Source organism: Micromonospora sp. HNM0581 (assembly GCF_012726175.1).
Lineage (GTDB): Bacteria > Actinomycetota > Actinomycetes > Mycobacteriales > Micromonosporaceae > Micromonospora.
The window spans coordinates 208,060-228,648 of the sequence record NZ_JAASAD010000008.1 but is presented as its reverse complement, the minus strand read 5'-3'; the positions used below and the strand labels follow the sequence as shown (position 1 = coordinate 228,648).

General features: G+C 70.1%; 9 protein-coding genes. 1 reads left to right on the top strand and 8 read right to left on the bottom strand.

What is annotated here, in order from left to right:
- From HCA58_RS13035 to HCA58_RS13015, 5 genes are all read right to left on the bottom strand, one after another.
- The coding region (locus HCA58_RS13035) for a polyketide synthase (protein ID WP_240956166.1) at positions 1-835 on the bottom strand (835 nt) is incomplete at its 3' end.
- 69 nt (positions 836-904) lie between these two features.
- The gene (locus HCA58_RS13030) at positions 905-3,946 is read right to left on the bottom strand and encodes a type I polyketide synthase (protein ID WP_169598063.1); all 3,042 of its coding nucleotides are present in this window, start codon (positions 3,944-3,946) and stop codon (positions 905-907) included.
- Positions 3,947-4,000: 54 nt separating this feature from the next.
- Positions 4,001-4,738, bottom strand: coding sequence for a thioesterase (locus HCA58_RS13025; protein WP_169598062.1), 738 nt, complete (start codon positions 4,736-4,738; stop codon positions 4,001-4,003).
- Complete coding sequence (locus HCA58_RS13020; RefSeq protein WP_169598061.1) at positions 4,735-5,985, bottom strand: cytochrome P450; 1,251 nt, start codon at positions 5,983-5,985, stop codon at positions 4,735-4,737. The genes HCA58_RS13025 and HCA58_RS13020 overlap by 4 nt, the downstream gene beginning before the upstream one ends.
- Positions 5,982-6,221: an acyl carrier protein gene (locus HCA58_RS13015; RefSeq protein WP_346775977.1), complete on the bottom strand. Its 240-nt coding sequence runs from the start codon at positions 6,219-6,221 to the stop codon at positions 5,982-5,984. Before HCA58_RS13015 ends, HCA58_RS13020 begins: the two co-directional genes overlap by 4 nt.
- Positions 6,222-6,642: 421 nt before the next feature.
- Here HCA58_RS13015 and HCA58_RS13010 point away from each other — a divergent pair, with 421 nt between their 5' ends.
- Positions 6,643-8,160 (top strand): FAD-dependent monooxygenase, encoded by a 1,518-nt coding sequence (locus HCA58_RS13010; RefSeq protein ID WP_169598059.1) that lies wholly within the window; start codon positions 6,643-6,645, stop codon positions 8,158-8,160.
- A 78-nt stretch (positions 8,161-8,238) separates the two neighbouring features.
- Here HCA58_RS13010 and HCA58_RS13005 read toward each other — a convergent pair whose 3' ends face one another.
- Genes HCA58_RS13005 through HCA58_RS12995 form a run of 3 tightly spaced genes read right to left on the bottom strand, consistent with a single transcriptional unit; the run spans position 8,239 to position 20,588 of the window.
- Complete coding sequence (locus HCA58_RS13005) at positions 8,239-8,985, bottom strand: alpha/beta fold hydrolase (protein WP_169598058.1); 747 nt, start codon at positions 8,983-8,985, stop codon at positions 8,239-8,241.
- A gap of 34 nt (positions 8,986-9,019) precedes the next feature.
- On the bottom strand, positions 9,020-12,823 hold the full coding sequence (locus HCA58_RS13000) for a non-ribosomal peptide synthetase (protein ID WP_169598057.1): 3,804 nt from the start codon (positions 12,821-12,823) through the stop codon (positions 9,020-9,022).
- 4 nt (positions 12,824-12,827) lie between these two features.
- Positions 12,828-20,588 carry a non-ribosomal peptide synthetase gene (locus HCA58_RS12995; protein WP_169598056.1) on the bottom strand — a complete coding sequence of 2,587 codons (7,761 nt, stop codon included), beginning with the start codon at positions 20,586-20,588 and terminating at the stop codon, positions 12,828-12,830.
- Position 20,589 lies beyond the last annotated feature (1 nt).

Here is a 20,589-nt window from a genome sequence, read left to right as displayed (position 1 = left end):
CATTCCGCAACGCATCCGACAACCGCTCCAAAACCAAAACCCCAGCACCCTCCGAAAAACCCGTCCCATCCGCCGCCTCCGCAAACGCCTTACACCGCCCATCCACCGACAAACCCCGCTGATGTCCGAGTTCGACGAGGATTCCGGGTGTCGGCATCGTGGAAACTCCGCCGGCCAACGCGAGTGAGCACTCCCCGGAGCGCAGGGAGCGCACCGCCTGGTGGATGGCGGTCAGCGACGAGGAGCAGGCGGTGTCGACCGACACCGCAGGGCCTGCCAGGCCCAACACGTACGCCACCCGGCCCGAGGCCACACTCGGGTGCGTTCCGGTGAGCGTGTACCCCGCCACCTGGGCAGCGGCCTCGCTGCCCATGCGGGGGCCGTAGTCGACCGCGTAGAGCCCGGTGAAGACCCCCGTTTCGGTGTCACGCAGGTCGGTCGGGTCGATGCCTGCCCGTTCCAGTGCCTCCCACGAGATCTCCAGCATCAACCGTTGCTGCGGGTCCATCGCCAGCGCCTCGCGCGGGCTGATCCCGAAGAACGACGCGTCGAACCCGGCGAGGTCAGTCAGGAAGCCGCCCGACTGCGGGTACGTCGTCCCACCCGGACCGGGTTCCGGCCCGGACAGCGAGGCCAGGTTCCACCCGCGATCCGAGGGGAGGTCGCCCAGGGCGTCCACGCCGTCGGACACGATGTCCCACAGGTCCTCGGGAGACGCGACGCCGCCCGGGAAACGACACCCCATGCCCACCACCGCGATCGGCTCGCGAGCGGACTCCTCCAGATGACGTACCCGGTCGCGCAGCCGCTGCGCGTCACCGACGGCACGGCGCAAGTAGGACCGGAGCTTGTCGAGATCCTCCACCGGGCCCTCTCCTAACATTGACGGACAGAACGGACGTGACTACAGGTAGCCGCGGTCGACGAGCGCGAACAGCTCGTCGTCGGCACGGTCATCGAGGCTCTCCCCCTCCGCCGGGGTGTCGGGCTCCGGCGGTTCGACCAGGCTGAACAGGTGTCTGGCGAGCGCCTGCGGTGTCGGATGGGTGAAGCCGACGGTGGCCGGGAGTCTCAACCCGGTGAGCGCGGCGAGCCGGTTGCGGAGGCCGACCACCATCGCGGAGTCGAAGCCGAGGTCGCGGAAGCTCTGTGCCGAACGCGCGATGAGAACGGACTGCGTCAGGGGCGGATTCTTCGTGCTCAGCATCGCCGCGGCTGCCGCGCACACCAGGCTCAGGGCGGACGACTCACTGTCGACGCACGGTCCGTCACCCGGTGCCCGAGGATCGAGCGACGTGGCGGTGTCGTCGGCCGTCAACCAGTACCGCTGCCGGTGGAACGCGTAGGTCGGCAGGGTGATCCGGCGTGCTCCCGAGCCGCGCCAGGCTGCGGTCCAGTCCACGGGCAGACCCCGCACGTGCAGCTCGGCCAGCGAGCTGAGAACCTGGCCCAAGCCGCCCTCGTTTCGGCTCAGGGTACCGACCAGCAACGGGGAGGCGGACAACGCGTCAGCGGTCTCGGCCAACGCCAGCTGCAGCACCGGGTGGGGACTGACCTCCACGAACACTGTCCCGGGCATGGGCATCAGGTGCTCGATGACCTCACCGAACCGGACCATCGAACGGAGGTTGGCGTACCAGTGGGCGCTGTCCAGTTCCCGGGTGTCGAACAGCCCACCGGTAACGGTGGAGTAGAACCTGACCGACGATTCCCGGGACGTGACGCCCGCGATGGAGTCGAGTAGCCGCTCCCGGAGGGGATCGAGGTGGTGGGAGTGTCCGGCCAGGTCGACCTTGACCCGGCGTACCTGGACGTCCTCGGCGGCGGCCAGTTCGGCGAACTCGTCGAGGGCCGACGCCTCCCCGGAGACCACCACGGACGACGGACCGTTGACCGCGGCGACCGACAGCCGACCGGGTGACCGCGCCAACCGGTCCCGGACCCAGTCCAGCGGTGCGGACACGGCGGACATTCCACCGCACCCGGACAGTGCCGCCATGGCCCGGCTACGTACGCTGACGATCCGCGCCGCGTCGTCGAGCGAGATCGCTCCGCAGTCGTACGCCGCCGCGATCTCGCCCTGTGAATGTCCCACCACCGCGTCGGGTACCACGCCCATCGAACGCCACACCCGTGCCAGCGACACCATCATCGCGAACAGGGCCGGCTGGATGACATCGATCCGGTCCAGCGTCGCGGCCGATCCGGCACCGGTGACCACCTCCACCAGGGACCAGTCGAGCCACGGTTCGAAGGCGGCGTGGCAGTCGTCGATCGCGCGGGCGAAGACCTCGGACTCCGCGTAGAGTTGCCGTCCCATGCCCTGCCACTGGGAACCCTGGCCGGGAAAGACGAAGACGGTCGGGCCGACCGGGTCGCTGACCACCCCGCGGACCGCCTGCGGAGTGCTCTTCCCGTTCGCCACCAGGTCGAGTCCGGCGAGCAGCGCCTCGCGGTCGGCGCCGAGCACCACAGCCCGGTGCGCGAACATGCTCCGTGTCGAGACGAGCGACTGCGCCACGTCGGCCGCTGACAGCGACGGGTCCGCCGAGACGAACGTCCGTAGCCGGGCTGCCTGCTCGGGCAGCGCCTCCGCAGAGCGCGCCGAGATCACCCACGGCAGCGTCCCGACGGTCGCCGTGGCAGCGGGTGCGGGCGGCGGCTCGGGTGCCTGTTCGAGGATCACATGTACCGTGGTGCCACCCATACCGAACGCTGACACCCCGGCCCGACGCGGCCGACCAGGTTGCCCCGGCCAGGGCCGGGTGTGCGGCACCACCTCGAAGTACCGCGCGAAGTCGGCGAAGGTGGTGTTTGACCGGAAGTTCAGGCTCGGGACCAGCCGGCCCCGGTCCACACAGAGCGCCGCCTTGACGAAGCCGACGATTCCGGCAGCCGGCTCCAGGTGGCCCACGTTCGTCTTCACCGACCCGATGGCCAGCGGCCAAGTGCGGCCAGCCTGTCGGCACAGCTCGCGCAGCCCGGCCAGCTCCGCCGGGTCACCGAGCCGGGTGCCGGTGCCGTGCGCCTCGACGTAGCCGATGTCCCTGAAGGCGATGGCGGCGCGGTCGAGTGCGGTCGACGTGGCCGCTGCCTGCCCGCTGGGGCTGGGATCCGGCATGCGGCTGGAGGCCCCACCACTCGCGACCCCCCAGCCCCGGACCACCGCGTAGACGTGATCGCCGTCGTCGACGGCCAGGTCGAGTCGTTTGAGCACAACGATCGCCCCGCCCTCGCCGCGCACGAAACCGTTCGCCCGGTCGTCGAAGGTGAAACATCGACCGTCCGGGGACAACGCACCCAGGTTGGCCAGGCTGGTACCCGCTTCGGGGTCGGTGACCAGGTGCACGCCGCCGGTGATGGCCATGTCGACCGCGCCGCTACCGATCCGGTCACAGGCCAATGCCAGGGACAGCAGGGAGGAGGACTGGCCGGAGTCCGCGCAGAAGCTCATGCCCCGCACGTCGAACAGGCCGGAGATCCGGTTCGCGATCATCGCGCCGCTTGATCCGATCGCGGCGTAGTGGTCGTCCCGGTCGCTGCCGGACAGTTTACGCAGCTGGTCGTACCCGCAGGGGGCGGTGCTGACCACGACGTCGATCTCACGACCAGCGAGCGCGGACGCGGGGATCCGGGCATCCTCGACCGCCTCCCAGGCCAGTTCCAGTCCCAGCCGCTGGGTGGGGTCCATGGCCGCCGCCTCCGCGGCTGCGGTGCCGAAGAAAACCGCGTCGAATCCGTCGATGGCGTCGAGGAACGACCCGGTCATCAGGGTGGCGGCGTCCGGGTGGGCCGAGACCTGCGAACCGGCCAGTCGGTGTTCCGGGAACCCCGCGACGGTCGATCCGCCCTCGACGAGTAGCCGCCAGAACTCCGGCAAGCCGGGCACGCCGGGAAAGCGGCACGACATCCCGATCACCGCGACGTCCGTTCCTGCCCTGACCATTCGCTTTCCTTCCGCTGCGGGGCGGCGGACGACTGTCGTCCCGCCGTGCCGTCGTCACCGCCAGATGGTCAACAGATCTCGAAGCTCGCCCGGGGCGTCCATGAAGTCGTAGTGGCCGCCGACGACGGTCCGGAGCTGCACGGAGTCGGAGTAGTGGCGCCACCCCGCGAGCGCGTCGAGGCTCACCTCGGGATCGTCCCGCCAGTGCACGACGACGATGGGACACGGCAGCTCGACCGGCTCCTGCCGCCGGTACCGTACGGCGGCGGCGTGGTCGTCGAGCAGCACCGCCAAACCCATATCGATCATGTCCGGTCGAGGCTCGATGCCGCGGCCACGTAGGAACGCCGCCACCTCCTGGCGTAGCTGCGGCTCGCTCATCGCGAGCATCCGGTCGCGCGACGCGTGATGCGGGGCCGGCTGGCCGGACACGTAGAGGCACTCCGGGTTCGGCAGTCCACCCGCGGCGAGTCGCACCACCGTCTCGAAGGCGGGCAGCGCACCCGAACAGTGGCCGAAGATCGCGAAGGGACGGTCGAGCATCGGTGTGATCGCCGCGACAAGTCCGTCGGCGAGGTTCTCGTAGGTGCCGTAGTGCGGATGGGCCAGGCGGTTCTCCCGACCGGGGAACTGCACGGGGCAGACCTCGGCGTCGCCCAGCAGGGCAGGCCAGCCGTTGAAGGCCGAGGCCCCGGCTCCGGAGAAGGGCAGGCAGAAGATGCGGGCCGGTGGCTCCGTGGCCGGTTGCCGGATGAACCACGGCGAGGCGGAGGCGACGGTGCCGGAGGTCATGATGCCGGCCGTTTCCGGGCCACGACGGGCAGATGGGTCATCCCGGCGATGAAGTACGACCGCAGGTGCTGCGCAGCGCCGGCGGATTCGATCGAGCCGAACCGGCGCAGCATCTCTTCGAAGAAGATGCGCAGGGTCATCCGGGCCAGCGGCGCCCCGACGCAGAAGTGCGGGCCGAAGCCGAACGCGACCTGACGCTTGGCGCCGACACGGTCGATGTCGAACACGTGCGGGTCCGGGAACTGCAACTCGTCCCGGTTCGCCGAGCCGATCCAGGCCACCACCGCACCACGTGCCGGGACGGTTCCTCCGCCGATCTGCACGTCGTCCACCGCGTACCGCATGAAGTTGCACGCCGCGGAGGTCCAGCGCAGTCCCTCCTCGACCAGGTTCGGGATCAGCGACGGGTCGGCAAGCGCCCGGGTGAACTGCTCGGGCCGTTCGATGAGCGCCTCGACCGTGCCCGACACGGTGTGCGGGGTGGTCACGTTGGCACCCAGCAGGATGCTGTAGCCGTCGAGGGCGATCTCCTCGTCGGTGAGCCCCGCGTCGTCGACACGAAGGTGCATCAGGTGATCGAGCAGACTCCCGTCGTCGCCGCCGACGGACCGCCGCCGCCGCACCCACTCGGTCACGTAGGTGATCAGTTCGTGGTGCGCGATCGCCAGGGTCGCGGCTTCGCTGCCGTGCCGGAAGTGCGGGTCGGCGGGAGCGGTCACCATCGCGGTCAGCTCCACCAGTTCCTGCCAGTCCCGCTCGGGGATGCCGAGCAGCGGCCCGGTGACCATCGCCGGCAGCAGCAGCGCCCGGTCGGCAAGATCGAAGACCTCGCCGTCGAGCGCTGGACCGAGGAAGTCCACGACGGTCCTGCGGATCGTCTCCGCCCAGGGCGCCACCGCCCGCGCGGTGAGTTTCGCGCCGATGGCGCGGCGTACCCGGGTGTGGCGCGGCGGGTCGGTCGAGGTGAGCAGCTTGCCCCCAGCCGGATCGTCCGTCCCCAGGTGGGTCGGGACCGTTCCCCGCTCGGAGGTGAACTCGCGGTGGTCGCCGAGCACCCGGCAGACGTCCTCGTACCGGGTCACCGACCAGAACTGCCGACCGTCGGGCAGGACCTGGTGGTGCAGCGGAGCCTTGGCCCGCAGCACGTCCCAGATCGTATGCGGGTCGCCGTGCTCGTAGAGGTCCAGGTCGAACAGGTCGACGGTGTCCACGTCGAGGTCGCCCACCGGCCCCGGTGTCAACCTCACCTCCCGGCCCTACCCTGTGCGATCAGATCGGCGACCCGGGCCGGTGTCTGTGCCAGGTAGAAGGCCCGCACCGACAGCCGTACGCCGTACTCGTCGGCCAGCCGGTCGATGATCTTGATGCCGGCCAGCGAGGTGCCGCCGAGGGCGAAGAAGTCGTCGTTCTCCCTGGCCTCGGCGCCCAGGTATTCCGACCACAGGTCCGCGATGGCCTGCGCCTTCGGGACGGGTCGTGCCACAGCTGCGCCACCGCCACCATTCTGGTGGTCGGTCCGTGGTGACGATTCCATTCGTTGAGCTCCCTTTGGTTCGCCCGCTCGGGATTACCTTCCGATCCCTTTCGGCCCGATTTGGGCCACCACCGCCGGCACCGTCGCACGGCTGAAGGAAATGCCGCTCGGAACCTCGCCTCGCTCGGTGAGCAGTTCCTCGGCGGCCAGTTCGAGTGTCGCGCGATCTGCCGTGACGGAATACCGGTAGAAGCGATTACAGGGGTCGGTCGGGGGCGAGGGCGAGGCACCTTCCGGGTACGCCGTCCCGCCGGCGGGACAGTACAACGTGGACCGGCTTCCCCGGGGACGTCGGAACCTCCGCACCGGTTGTCTCGCGACCTGCGAGACGTGACCGTGACAGTGTCGGACAACAGCGAGGGGGTACGACGTGGAACACAGCGGCGTGGACGCGGACGTGGTGATCGCCGGTGCCGGACCGACCGGTCTGATGCTGGCCTGCGAACTCCGCCTGGCAGGTGTCGACGTGCTCGTGGTGGAGCGACTCGCCCAACGGACCGGCGAGTCACGGGCCGGCGGAATGCACTCACGGACCCTGGAGGTGCTGGACCAACGCGGCATCCTGGACCGCTTCACAGAAATCGGCGCTCCACAACCCGTAGGCCACTTCTCCGGGCTGTATCTGGAGTTCGACGAAGCGGAGTCGCGGCACCCCTATCCGCTGATGATTCTGCAGACCGACATCGAACGGCTCCTCGAAGAGTGGGCCGTCGATCTCGGCGTGCGAATCCGGCGCTCGTCGGAGGTGACCGCAATCAGCCAGAACAGTTCAGGGGTAACCGTGGAACTGGGCACCACACCGGGACCAGCGCGGACGATCCTCACCCGTTATCTGGTGGGCTGCGACGGCGGGCGCAGCACCGTACGCAAACTGTCGGGAATCGGGTTTCCGGGTACCCCGGCGACGATGACCGCGCTTATCGGCGACGTGGAGCTTCCGGAGCTGACCGAGGACTACATCTGGGTACGTCGCTGTCCCACCGGCGACTATTCGGTGATCGCCTTCGAACCCGGCTGGCACCGGGTGATCGCCTCCGAATACGACCGCGCCGCCGAACGCGACGAGCCGGTCACCTTCGAGCAGCTCCGCGCATCGCTGTTCAGGCTCGCCGGTACCGACTTCGGGATGCGCAACCCTCGGTGGGTTTCGCGGTTCAGCGACGCCGCGCGACAGGCTGCCCGGTACCGGGCCGGTCGGGTGCTGCTCGCCGGCGACGCCGCGCACATCCACTTTCCGGCCGGTGGGCAGGGCCTGAACCTGGGCGTACAGGACGCGGTCAATCTCGGGTGGAAACTCGCCGCGGTGGTCCACGGCCAGGCCCCGGAAAGCTTGCTCGACACCTACCACCGGGAGCGTCACCCGGTCGGCGAACGGGTGCTGCACAACACCCGGGCCCAGTCCGCGCTGGCCCGCCCCGGCCCGCACACCGACGCGCTACGCGACGTCTTCGGCGATCTGCTGCAGTTCGACGACGTCAACCGGCAGCTGTGCGGCATGCTCACCGCGCTGAACCTGCACTACCCGATCGACGGTGACCATCCACTGACGGGTCGCCGGGTCCCGGACGTCGACCTCAAGACCGCCGACGGCGCCACCCGCGTGTACGAGCTGCTGCACGCCGCCCGTCCGGTGCTCGTCGACCTGCATGGCAGCGCCGAGGTCGCTGCGGCGGTCGACGGCTGGGCCGATCGCGTCGACCTGGTCGAGGCGACGAGCGTGGCCGGACACTGGATCGTCCCTGACCTCGACGAACTGTCCGTGCCGGCCGCGCTGCTCGTCCGACCGGACGGCCACGTCGCCTGGGCCGCGGCCACCGACGAACCGCCGGACACCTCGGCGCTGCGGGCCGCCCTGGCCACCTGGTTCGGTCCGCCCCGGCAGATCTGAGCAGGGATCGCCGACCGGCCGGTGACGGGGAGGGCCCCGAGCGTCGCTCGGGGCCCTCCGGGAACGCCGCGGCCAGACTCAGACCGTTGCGGCACCACTGAGGGCCTCGACCTGCTCGATGACGTCGAGCACCTGCCGACCCTGATCCACCAGGTACATGTGGTCACCGGGGAACTCCACGTAACCGAACCCGCCCGTGGTCGCCGTCTGCCACTGCTGAGCCTCCGCAGCCGTCACCAGGCCGTCAGAGCTGCCCCGCAGTGAGCAGATCGGCACCGGTAGTGGCCCGTCGAAGCTCGGCACGTACGCCTCGTGCATCTCGCAGTCGGCCTGCAACGCGGGAAGGATCAGCTCCCGCATCTCCGGGTGGTCGAGCGCCTCGTGCCGGAAACCGGCGAACTCCTCGACCCGGGCGAGGAACTCTTCGTCCGGGAGCCCGGCCGCCCGCCGCTCCCGCTGCGTCCACGGTCCCGGTGAACCACTGACGATCAACGCCTCGACGGCGACGCCCCGCCTGCTCAGCAGATGCACCAACTCGTACGCGAGCACCGCACCCAGGCTGTGTCCGAACAGCACGGTCGGCGTCCCGGTACCGAGGTCGGCGGCGACGCGGTCGACCTCGGTACGGGCCGCCTCGACCACGTTGCGGTACGGCTCCTCCAAGAATCGTCGCTCCCGGCCCGGCAACTCGACGGAGGTGACCCGCCATCGGCCCGCCGCCAGCTCACGCCACGGGTGGAAGAAGGAAGCACCCGCTCCCGCGAACGGCACGCACAACAGTGTGCCGCGCTCCCGTGTCGAACCGGCCACACCCTGCCCTGTCATCTCGATCAACTCCTGTCCTCGACCGCTTGCCGGTTCACTGCGCCGCGAGCTTGCGGTTGATGACATCGAAGATCTCAGCAACCGGGCCGGGCAGGTTCATCTCGTGGTGCGTGGCGTCCACGTCGTACTCCTCGATGGCACCGAGAACGTACGGTCGCCACAGGTGCGCGTACAGGTCGTCCTTGAGAACTGCGTTGAAGAACAACACGTCACCGTCGTACACCGGCGACTCGAACGTCATCATGAGTCTGGAGTTGTTGGCCAACACGCGGGCCATGACGTCGATGGAGTCCTGCTGGTTGTCGGTGCCGATGTACTGACCGAAGAAGTCCTCCAACTCGTCCCGGTAGTCCTCGATGGTCTTGTTGGCGTGAATCTCGGACCAGCCGTGCCCGCCGGGCTGGGAGTCGAGGATGGCTGTCAGGGCGATCTCGTACCCGCGGCGGGCGAGACCCGCCGCGACCGCCTGCGCCACGGTGCCGCCGTAGGACCAGCCGATCAGGTGGAACGGCCCGTCCGGCTGGATCCGCAGCATCTCCTCGATGTAGTGGTCGACCATCTCCTCCACGGACGTCACCAGCTCGCCGACACCGTTGTAACCACGCGCCTGAAGCGCGTACGCGGGCCGGTCCGGCACGTGCACCACGAAGCTGAAGTACGCCCACCCCAGCCCACCTCCCCCGTGGAAGAACCACAGCGGCGGTTTGCCCGTACCGGGGTCAGCGTTGAGCGGCAGCACCACACCGAGCGGGTCGGCGGACTCCCCGGCAGGCTGACCGATCAGCAGCAGCGAGGCCAACTCGGCCACCGTGGGGAACTTGATGATCGTCCGGAGTGGGAACTCGATCCCGAACTCCTTGCGGATACGCACGCTGAGCCGGGTGGCCAGCAGCGAGTGACCGCCCAGGGCGAAGAAGTCCTCGTCGACGCCGACGACCTCCCGGTCCAGCAGGTCACCGAAGATCGCGCACAGCCGCCGCTCCTGCGAGTTGCGCGGCTCCCGTCCGCTTCCCCGGCTGGTGTCCTCCTCGGGCAGCGCCCGACGGTCGAGCTTCCCGTTCGGCGTGAGCGGCAGCTCGGTGAGGGGGATCAACGTGCCCGGCACCATGTAGTCCGGAAGGCGCCCGCGCAGGTAGGTGACGAGTTCGGCGGGGAGCTGCTCGGTCCCGACGTCGGGCGACGTGGGCACCACGTAGCCCACGATGCTCCTGTCGCCCTGCGGGTTCTCGCGCACCACGACCGCGGCCTGCGCCACGCCGGGATGCGCGGCCAGTACATGCTCGATCTCCCCCAGCTCGATCCGGAAGCCTCGGACCTTCACCTGGAAGTCGGTACGCGCGACGTACTCCAGTTGACCGTCGCGGTTCCACCGGGCCAGGTCTCCGGTCCGGTACATCCGCGATCCGGCCGGCCCGAACGGACAGGACAGGAACCGCTCGGCGGTCAGGTCCGACCGGCCCTGGTAGCCGCGGGCCAGTCCATCGCCGGCGATGTACACCTCCGCGGTCACCCCGCGCGGCACCGGGCAGAACCGGGAGTCGAGCAGATACACCTGGGTGTTGCCGATCGGGGTGCCGATCGCCACCGGCTTGCCTGATGTCAGCGGCGCCATCGTCGACCACGTCGTCGTCTCGGACGGGCCGTACCAGTTGCCGACCTCGCTGGCCTGCCCGGCCAGCGTCTCGGCGAGTCGGGCGGGCACCGCCTCCGCACCGGTGATGATGCGCAGCCCCCGCGCGGCGTCCGGTTCGTGGGCGAGCAGCATCTGCCAGAATCCCGGCGTGGCCTGCACCACGCTCACTCGGTTGCGACGGATGAACGCGAGCACGGCCGCCGGATCGGTGACGGTCTCCCTGGCGGCCATCACCATCGTCGCGCCGGCGACGAAGGGGAGGTACAACTCGGTGTTCGCCATGTCGAACGACACCGTCGTGCTGAACAGCATGCGCTCCCCCGGCGACAACGGGAACCGCCGCTGGACGGAGGCCAGGAAGTTCGCGACCGCGCTGCGCGGAATCGTCACGCCCTTCGGAGCACCCGTCGAACCGGACGTGTAGATGACGTACTGGGTGTTGCCCGGATGCACGACCACCGTCGGCGGATGGTCCGGGTAGCCCGAGCAGTCGAGGCCGGACAGCGCTTCGTGGTCGAGTACCAGCACCGGCCTCGCCTGGGCCAGAATGTGGTCGATGCGGGAGCGCGGGTGTTCCGGGTCCAGCGGCACGTACGCCCCGCCGGCCTTGACGACCGCCAACAACGCCACCACAAGGTTCGCGGTGCGGGGCAGACAGACGGCGACGACCGACTCGGCCCGCACGCCGCGTTCCACCAACCAGTGCGCCAGCTGGTTGGACCGGACGTCCAGCTCGTGGTAGGTGAGCGACGCGTTCTCGGTGAGTACCGCGGGTGCCTGCGGTGTCTCCTGCACCCGGCGACGCACCGCCGCCAGCAGCCCGCCTTCGAGTGTCGGCTCGGCGGTGTCGTTCACCCGCACCAACAGCCGGTCACGTTCCGGTGCGTCGAGCACGTCGACGTCGCCGACGCACCGGGTCGGGTCGGCGACCAGTTGCTCCAGGACTCGGACGAACCGGGCGGCCATGGCCTCGACGGTGTCCCGGTCGAACAACCTGGTCCCGTACTGGATGTCGCCGTAGAGCACACCCGCCGCGTCGTCCAGGGTCATGCTGAAGAAGAGGTCGACCATGGCTTTCGTGGTCAGGGCCTGCTGGAACTCGGCCGTGAGCCCCGGGAAATCGAGCACCGGTCTGGCGAAGTTCTGCCAGCCGCACATCACCTGGAACATCGGCCGGTACGTGGCGGAACGATCCGGGTTGATCTCCTCGACCAGTACGTCGAACGGCACGTCCTGGTGCTCGTACGCGGTCAGCGCCTTGTTGCGTACCTGCGCGAGCACGTCCAGGAAGGTCGGGTCGCCGGACAGGTCGACGCGCAACACCAGGTTGTTGACGAAGCACCCGACCAGGTCGGCCAAGGCCTCGTCGGTCCGTCCAGCGATCGGAGACCCGATCGGCACGTCCTCGCCGCCGCCGAGTTTGCACAGCAGCACCGCCAGGGCGGCCTGCACGATCATCGACATGGTCATGCCACGTTCGGCGGCGAGGCGTTCGAGGCCGGCGGTGACAGCGGACCGCACCACGAAGGCCACCGCGTCACCGTCGGTGCTCAGGTCCGCCGATCGTGGACGGTCGAGCGGCAGGTTGAGCGGCTGAGGAACACCTGCCAGTTCCTTACGCCAGTACTCCAGCTGCGCCGCGGCGAGGCTGTTGGGGTCCTTCAGGTCACCGAGCACCTCACGCTGCCACAACGTGAAGTCCTTGTACTGCACCGGCAACGGCGTGAACCGGGGCGCCCGGCCGGCGCGGCGGGCGGTGTAGGCCGTGGCGAGGTCCCTGGCCAGCGGGAAGCTGGAGCTGCCGTCGGTGGCGATGTGGTGGATGGCCAGGACGAGGACGTGGTCGCGGGGCGAGGAGCGGATCACGCTGGCCCGGAACGGGATCTCGGTCGCCAGGTCGAAGGGGTGCGCGACCGCCGTGTCGACCGCTCCGGCCACCTCCCCCGGTGACACCTCGATGACCGGAGTCGTCACCCGGGCTTCCCCTGCCGGCAGCACCCGTTGGTACGGCTCGCCCTGGTCGTTGACCACGTACGTGGTGCGCAGGATCTCGTGCCGCTCGACCACGTCCCGGATCGCCGCGTCCATCGCGGGCAGGTCCAGTTCTCCGGTCAGCCGCAGGGCAGCCGACATGTTCCAGGTCTCGCCACCCTCCAGTTGGTGCAGATACCAGTAGCGGCGTTGCGCGAAGGACAACGGGATCATGTGCTTACTCCTCTACGGTCATCTTGCGCAGGCGGGGGCGACGCGGAGCTGCTGGTGCTTCCGGTCCGGCCCGGTCCAGCCATGCAGCGAGCGTGGCCACCGTGGGCAGGTCGAATATCGTGCGGATGGAGATCTCCGCTCCGGTCTCCGCCCGGAGGCGGCTGATCAACCGGGTGGCGAGCAGGGAATGTCCACCCAGCTCGAAGAAGTCGTCGTCGACGCCGACTTGTTCCCGCCCGAGCACCTCGGCGAAGAGCCTGACCAGGCACTCCTCACGGGCGGTACTCGGCGCCCGGTGGTCGGTCCCGCCGAACTCCGGTTCGGCAAGAGCGTCCCGGTCCAACTTGCCGTTGGCCATCAGCGGCAGCCGGTCCAGCAGCACGAAGGCCGACGGCACCATGAACTCCGGCAGCCGCTCGGCGGTGTACCGCCTCAACTCCGCGGCGTCGACGTCGCCCGAGGCCACCACGTAGGCGGCGAGTCGGGTGCCGGTCACCGCGCCGGGCCGGGACACCACGACGGTCTGGGCCACCGCCGGATGCGCGGTGAGCACCGCCTCGACCTCACCCGGTTCGATCCGGAAACCGCGCACCTTGACCTGCGTGTCGCCCCGGCCCGCGTACTCCAGCTGCCCCGCGTCGTTCCACCGGGCCAGGTCGCCGGTGCGGTACATCCGGGCCCCTGGCGGACCGAACGCGTCGGCGACGAAGCGCTCGGCGGTCAGGTCGGCGCGGCCGTGGTATCCACGACCGACACTGCCCCCGACGTACAGCTCACCGACGACCCCCGCCGGCACCGGCGCCAGGCCGGGACCCAGGACGTACGCCCGCATGTTGCCCAGCGGTGTGCCGACCGACACGCTCCCCGTCTGATCCGGTGGGTCCCCGGCGATCGTGAAGGTGGTGGCGTAGAACGACTCGCTTTGCCCGTAGGCGTTCACCACCCGCACGCCGGGGAAGACCGCCCGCGTCCTCTCGACGAGCGATCCGGGCAGCGCCTCGCCAGCGAACACGATGGTCTCCACGCTGGTGCGGCCGGCGATCCCGTCGACCAGCTCGGCGAAGGCCGACGGCACGGTGGAGATCACACTGCCACGCCAGCCCGCCCGCTCACCCAGAACCAGGACGTCCCGCACCATTTCGACGACTCCGCCGCAGGCCAGCGTCGTGAAGATCTCGAACGCCGAGACGTCGAAGTTCACCGAGGTGCTGGCGAGGAGCCGCTTGCCGAGCCCCAGGCCCACCCGGGGCGCGAGCCTCAGCACCCCGTTGACCAGGTTCGCGTGTGTGATGGCCACCCCCTTGGGCCGCCCCGTGGAGCCGGAGGTGTACATCACGTACGCCAACTGCTGTGCCTCGATCCGCCGTTCGGGGCCGGTGTGCTCGCCGGTCAGGTCGAGCGTGTCGAGGAGGAGGTCGGGTGCGTCGTGCTCCGGCAGCCCCGCCACCGTCGACGAGTCGGTGAGCACGAGGCCGGGGCGGGCCTGCCGGAGAATGGCGGCGGTGCGGGAGCTGGGGTACCTGGGGTCGACCGGCAGGTACGCGCCACCCGCCCGCAGGATCGCCAGCAGCGCGACGACCAGGTCCACCGACCGGGGCAGAGCCACCGCGACCAACGACTCGGGGCCCACGCCGCGACCGGTCAGCTCGTCTGCGAGACGGGCGGCCCGGACGGACAGGTCACGGTACGTGAGCGATCCGCCCTCGGCGACCACGGCCACCGCGTCCGGGGTCCGCACCACCTGGGCCTCGACCAGCCCGACGACCGTGGTCGACGGAGTCGGTACCGCAGTGTCGTTGACCTCGGTGAGCAGCAGTTCACGTTCGGCCGGGTCGAGGATGTCGAGCTGCGCCACGGTCGGGCTCGGTGTGGCCACCAACTGCCGCAGCACACGTCCGAGGCGAGCCGCCAGCACCTGCACCGCGTCCGGGTCGAAGACGCCGCGCGCGTACTGCAGGAGGAGTTGCAGCTGCGGATCCGCCGCCGCCATCAGAGTCAACGGGTAGTTGGTGGCCGTGGACGGGCGCAGGCCGGTGAAGGCGAGACCGTCAGCGGCGTCGGCGGCGGCGGCGAGCGCATCCCGGTCGACCGGGTAGGACTCGAAGACGACGAGAGTGTCGAACAGGGACGGTAGGCCGACCGCCTGCTGGATCTCGGTCAACCCGTGGTAGTGGTGTTCCAGCAGCCGGGCCTGCCGGGCCTGCGACCGGGTGAGGACCGCCACGACACTGTCGCCGGGGGTGAACTCGACGCGTACCGGAATGGTGTTGATGAACATGCCGACGATCGAGTCGACGCCGGCCACCGCGGGCGGGCGTCCGGAGACGGTCGCCCCGAACAGCACGTCCTGCCGGCCGGTGAGCTGGCCGAGCAGCAGCGCCCAGGCGCCCTGGACCAGAGTGTTGACCGTGATACCCCACTCGGCCGCCCGCCGGTTGAGGGCCTGCGCCTCGTCCGGGTCGAGTACGACATCGACCTGACCGACGCCCTCTACGTCTGCCGGGTCCGCGCCGGGGGCGAGCAGGGTCGGTTCCTCGACACCGTCGAGCTCGCTCGTCCACACCCGGGCGGACTCCGCGTGGTCCTGCTGGGCCCGCCAGCGAAGAAACTCACCGAAGTCACCGGATGTGGGCAGCCGGGCCGGGTCGCCGCCGGAGGCATAGAGCAGCAAAAGGTCCCGCAGCATCAGCGGCATCGACCAGCCGTCGACAAGCACGTGGTGGGCGGTGAGCACCAGTTCCGCGCGGCCCGGCGTCGCGACGACGAGGGCCATCCGCAGCAGCGGCGGGCTGGCCGCATCGAAGTGGACGGCCCGGTCCCGCGCGAGCAGGCGCTCGAACCTCTCCGTGCGCTCTGCCGCACCGAACACGGTCAGGTCGTGGTACTGCCACGGCAGCTCAACCAGCTGTGGCACCAGCTGCACCGTCGTGCCGTCCGCCCGGTCGACGAACGCCGCCCGGAGGGTGGCGTGCCGCGCCACCAACGCCTGCGCGGCGCGGCGCATCCGCTCCGGATCGACCGCGCCCGCCAGGTGGAACACCAGTTGCATGTGGTACGCGTCAAACGACGACCCGGCCATGGCCGTGTGGAACAACATGCCGGACTGCACCGGTGTGGTCGGCCAGACCGTGGTCAGTGCCCCGTGACGGTTCTCCCACGAGTCGATCTCCGCTTGACTCACCTCGACCAACGGTGCGTCGCTCGGGGTCAGCCCGCCGGCGCCGGAGGTGCTGGCGTGGCGTGCCAGGGCGCTGAGCGCCTCGACCCACAGCTCGGCCAGCTCGGTCACCTCGTCGCGGTCGAGCACTCCGGTGGGGAAACCGAAGTAGGCGGTCAGCTCGTCACCGTCGCCGGTGTGCGTGACGACAGCGTTGATCTCCAGTGCGGACAGAGCCGGCATGTCACCGTCCGGGGCGGCGATCAGGTCCCGGTATGTGGGATCCGGTGCCCAGCCGAGGCCGCGTAGTTCCTCTGGAATGTCGGTGCCGGAGGCACGGCCCAGGTAGTTGAAGCCGATCTGCGGCTCACAGGTTCCCGCCAGCGCGGCGGCGGTCTGCGTGTTCAAGTGACGCAGCAGGCCGTACCCCATGCCGTTGTCCGGCACGGCCCGTAGCTGCTCCTTGACGGCTTTGATCGCCCGCCCGGCCTCCGGACCACCAGCGAACGCGTCCGGCAGGTCCACACCCGCCAGATCCAGCCGGACCGGGAACATCGCGGTGAACCAGCCGACGGTGCCCGACAGGTCGGCGCCGGGAACCACGTGTTCGGCTCGGCCGTGCCCCTCCAACCGCACCAGCGTCGAGGTGCCGGAGCGGCCCCGCGTCGCACGCCAGCGGCGCAACGCCAGCACCAGACCCGCCAGCAAGGCGGCGTCCACGCCGGATCGGAACACCGCGGGCACAGTGGTCAGCAGGGTCCCGGTGACCTCCGGCGGCACCTGCACCCGCAGCGTGTCCACTGTTGCCGCCACGTCGCGGGCCGGATCGAGCCGACGAGCGCCGAGCACCGGCTCGTCGGTGCGCAGGATCTCCTGCCAGACGGGCAGTTCGGCCTCCCGACGCGGGTCGGTCGCGGCATCGGCCAGCGCCCACATCCACCGCCGCAACGAGGTACCCACCGTCCCCGTTGGTGCGGAACCACCCCCGTCGACCCGCTGCCAGGCCGACACCAGGTCGGGGACGAGGATCCGCCACGACACCCCGTCGACGACCAGGTGGTGCAGCACGATCAGCAGTCGGTCCACGTCCGTGTCGGAGGTGAACCGCACGAACTGGGCCATGACACCGGCGTCCGGGTCCAGCCGGTCCGCAGCCGCGTCCAGTTCGACCCGCACATCAGCTTCGTGCAGGGCGACGTCCCGCAGCAACGCGTCGGCGTCCACGCTGCCGACGGCCGCCATGACGATGCCCGCCCCGGCCCGGTCGAGCCGGGACCGCAGCACGTCGTGCCGGTCCAGCACAGCCTGCAGCGTCGCGACGAGTTCGCGCCGGCCGATGTTCTCCGGCAGGGTGAGCAGTGCGGACATGCAGAACCGTCCGATACCACCGCCCAATGCGAGCACGTGTGCCGCCGTCGGCGGCAGGGGTGCCCAACCCACGCCGCCGCCGGGCAGCTCAGCCAGGGTCACCGGCTCCTCACCCACCCGACCGTCGACCAGTTCCGCGAGCCGGGCGACGGTGCGGTGCTCGAAGATCTCCCGTGGGCTGAGGACCAGTCCCCGTGCTTTGGCCCGCGCGGCGACCTGGATCGAACGGATACTGTCTCCGCCACTCGTGAAGAAGTCGTCGTCGATCCCCACCGGCCCGGCGCCCAGCACGTCCGCGTACACCTCGGCCAGGACGTTCTCCACGGCGCTGCGCGGCGCCCGGTGCTCGGTGTCGGTGAATTCGGGTACGGGCAACGCGGCCCGGTCGATCTTGCCATTCGCGGTCACCGGCAGCCGGTCCAGCATCACGAACTGGACGGGGACCATGTAGTCCGGCAGCCGCTCGGCCACGAACGCACGCAGCTGCGCCGGTGACACTCCGGCCGCCCGTTGCTTTCCGTCGCCGGAGACGGTGTCCGCCGCGGCCACGTAGCCGATGAGCCGGGCCCGACCGTGGTGGTCCTGGCACACGGTGACGGCCGCCCGACCGACTTCGGGGTGCCGGCTGACGACGGTCTCGATCTCGGTGGGCTCGATCCGGATGCCGTTCACCTTCACCTGCGTGTCGACGCGTCCCGCGTACCGCAGTCGACCGTTGTCGTCCCACCGGGCCAGATCGCCGGTGCGGTACATGCGCGTACCCGCCGGACCGAAGGGGCAGGCGACGAAACGCTCCGCCGTCGACCGGCCGTCCCGGTGGTAGCCGCGAGCGAGTCGGCCTCCGACGTACAGTTCACCGGTCACGCCGGGGGCGACCGGTGTCAGTTCAGGGCCCAGCACGTAGACGCGCATGTTGGCCAGGGGCGCTCCGATCGGTACCGCTTCGACGCCGGTCAGCTCCTGCGGGACCGGATAGGTGGTGGCGTAAAAACTTTCCGTCTGCCCGTACGCGTTGACGACGCGCACGCCGGGCAGGGCACGCCGCACCTCGCGGACCAGGTCGGCGGAGAGGGCCTCACCGGCGAACACGACAGTCTCCACGTCGAGTACGGGACGGCCGGGCGCGCCGGAGTCGAGTTGGTCCAGCAACGCGGCGAACACGGCGGGCACGGCGCTCACGGTGGTGCCCGTCCAACCGGTACGTTCGGCGAGTTCGAGCACGTCACGAACGATCTCGATGCTCGCGCCCGTGGTCAGCGCCGTGAACGTCTCGAACACCGAGACGTCGAAGTTCACCGACGTGGCGGCAAGCATCCGGCCACCCGTGTCCACCCGAACCCTGCGACGCAGGTCCCGCACACCGTTGACCACGCACCCGTGGGTGACCGCGACCCCCTTGGGTACGCCTGTCGAGCCGGAGGTGAACATCACGTAGGCCAGATGGTCCGGCCCGACGCCGGCCGGCGGGAACTCCGGTGCCGGGCCGTCCAGGCGCAGGTCTTCGAGCCGGAGGACCGCAGCCGCGGCCGGCACCGCGGCCCCGGTCGCGGCGTCGGTCACCACCAGGGCGGGCTGTGCCGCATCGAGCAGGAAGGTGACACGCCCGGCCGGGTAGGTGGGGTCGACCGGCAGGTAGGCACCGCCGGCTTTGAGTACGCCCAGCAGCGTGACCACCAGGTCCACCGACCGGGGTAGCGCCACGGCGACCACGACGTCCGGTCCGACACCACGTTCCCGCAGCAGCGCGGCCAGCTGGCCGGCACGGTCGTCGAGCTCCCGGTACGACAACGTGACACCTCCGCACACCACGGCAGGCGCGTCCGGCGTACGGGCCACCTGGGCGGCGACCAGCTCCGCCACCGTCGTGTCCGGCACCGCTACCGTCGTCCGGTTCAGCCGGGCCAACCGGTCCCGTTCGTCGTCGGTGAGCAGATCCACCGCGGCGAGCCGAGCCGCGGGATCGCGGACCACCTGCCGTAGTACCCGTAGATAGCGCTCGACCAGGTGTGTCGCCGAGGCCGGGTCGAACAGCTCGGTCGCGTACTCCAACCGCCCGTAGGCCCCGCCGGTCGGGGCGGGGACGATGTTGAAGAAGAGGTCGAACTTGGCCGTCCCCGTGCCGGCCGGTACGGGGGTGACCTGAAGGCCAGCGAGCTCCACTTGCGTCCACTCGAACTGCCAGGCCAGCATCACCTGGAACAAGGGCTGGTAGGCCGTGGTCCGTTCCGGGCTGAGCAGCTCCACCAGGCGCTCGAACGGAACGTCCTGGTGGTCGTAGGCGGCGAGGGCCCGGTCCCGGACCTGCCTGAGCAGGTCCTCGAACACCGGGTTTCCGGACAGGTCGACGCGCAGCACCCAGGTGTTGGCGAAGAATCCGATCAGGTCGTCGAGTTGCTCGTCGGCGCGCCCCTCGATCGGGCTGCCGATCGTCAGGTCGTTGCCGGCGCCGACATGGTGCAGCAGTACCGCCAGTGCGGCCTGGGCGACCATCGGGGCCGTGGCACCGTGCTGCGCGGCGATCTTCGCGATGCCGGTGAGCAGTTCCTCGTCCAACTCGAAGTCGACGTGGCCGCCCTGGTGGCTGGCCGCGGTCGGGCGTGGCCGGTCCAGGGGCAGGTTCAGCGGTTGCGGCACGCCGGTCAACTCGGCGCGCCAGTACTCGACCTGCGCCGCGGCGATGCTGTCGGGGTCGGACTCGTCACCGAGCAGTTGTTGCTGCCAGACCGTGTAGTCCTTGTACTGCACCGGTAGCGGGGCCCACTGCGGTGCGGTGCCCCGCAGTCGGGCCGAGTACGCCGTCGCCAGGTCCCGCAGGAACGGTCCCATCGACGCCCCGTCCGCGGCGATGTGGTGGAACACGAACGCCACCAGGTGTTCCTGCGGCGCCTCCTGGAAAACGGCGGCCCGCAGCGGAATCTGCGTCTGCAGGTCGAATCCCTGGCGCACCGCGTCCTGCACCGCGGCGTGCGAGGCGTCGGGGGCGACGGTGAGGAACCGGCTGCTCAGAACCGCCTCCTCGGGCGACAGGACCCGCTGACCGGGAGTTCCGTACGCGTCCTCGACGATGACGGTACGTAGGCTCTCGTGGCGGGTGACGACGTCGGTGAGGGCCGCGCACAGCGCCGCCGTGTCAAGTGGCCCGCTCAGGCGTAGGACGAACGGGATGTTGTACGTCGCGGACGCGCCTTCCAGTCGGTGCAGGAACCACATCCGGCGTTGGGCGAAGGACAGTGGAATCATC

Coding starts and splice junctions, on each gene's coding strand:
- HCA58_RS13030 (WP_169598063.1), bottom strand. CDS start 3,946: ATGGTCAGGGCAGGAACGGACGTCGCGGTGATCGGGATGTCGTGCCGC.
- HCA58_RS12995 (WP_169598056.1), bottom strand. CDS start 20,588: ATGATTCCACTGTCCTTCGCCCAACGCCGGATGTGGTTCCTGCACCGA.
- HCA58_RS13000 (WP_169598057.1), bottom strand. CDS start 12,823: ATGATCCCGTTGTCCTTCGCGCAACGCCGCTACTGGTATCTGCACCAA.
- HCA58_RS13005 (WP_169598058.1), bottom strand. CDS start 8,985: ATGACAGGGCAGGGTGTGGCCGGTTCGACACGGGAGCGCGGCACACTG.
- HCA58_RS13025 (WP_169598062.1), bottom strand. CDS start 4,738: ATGACCTCCGGCACCGTCGCCTCCGCCTCGCCGTGGTTCATCCGGCAA.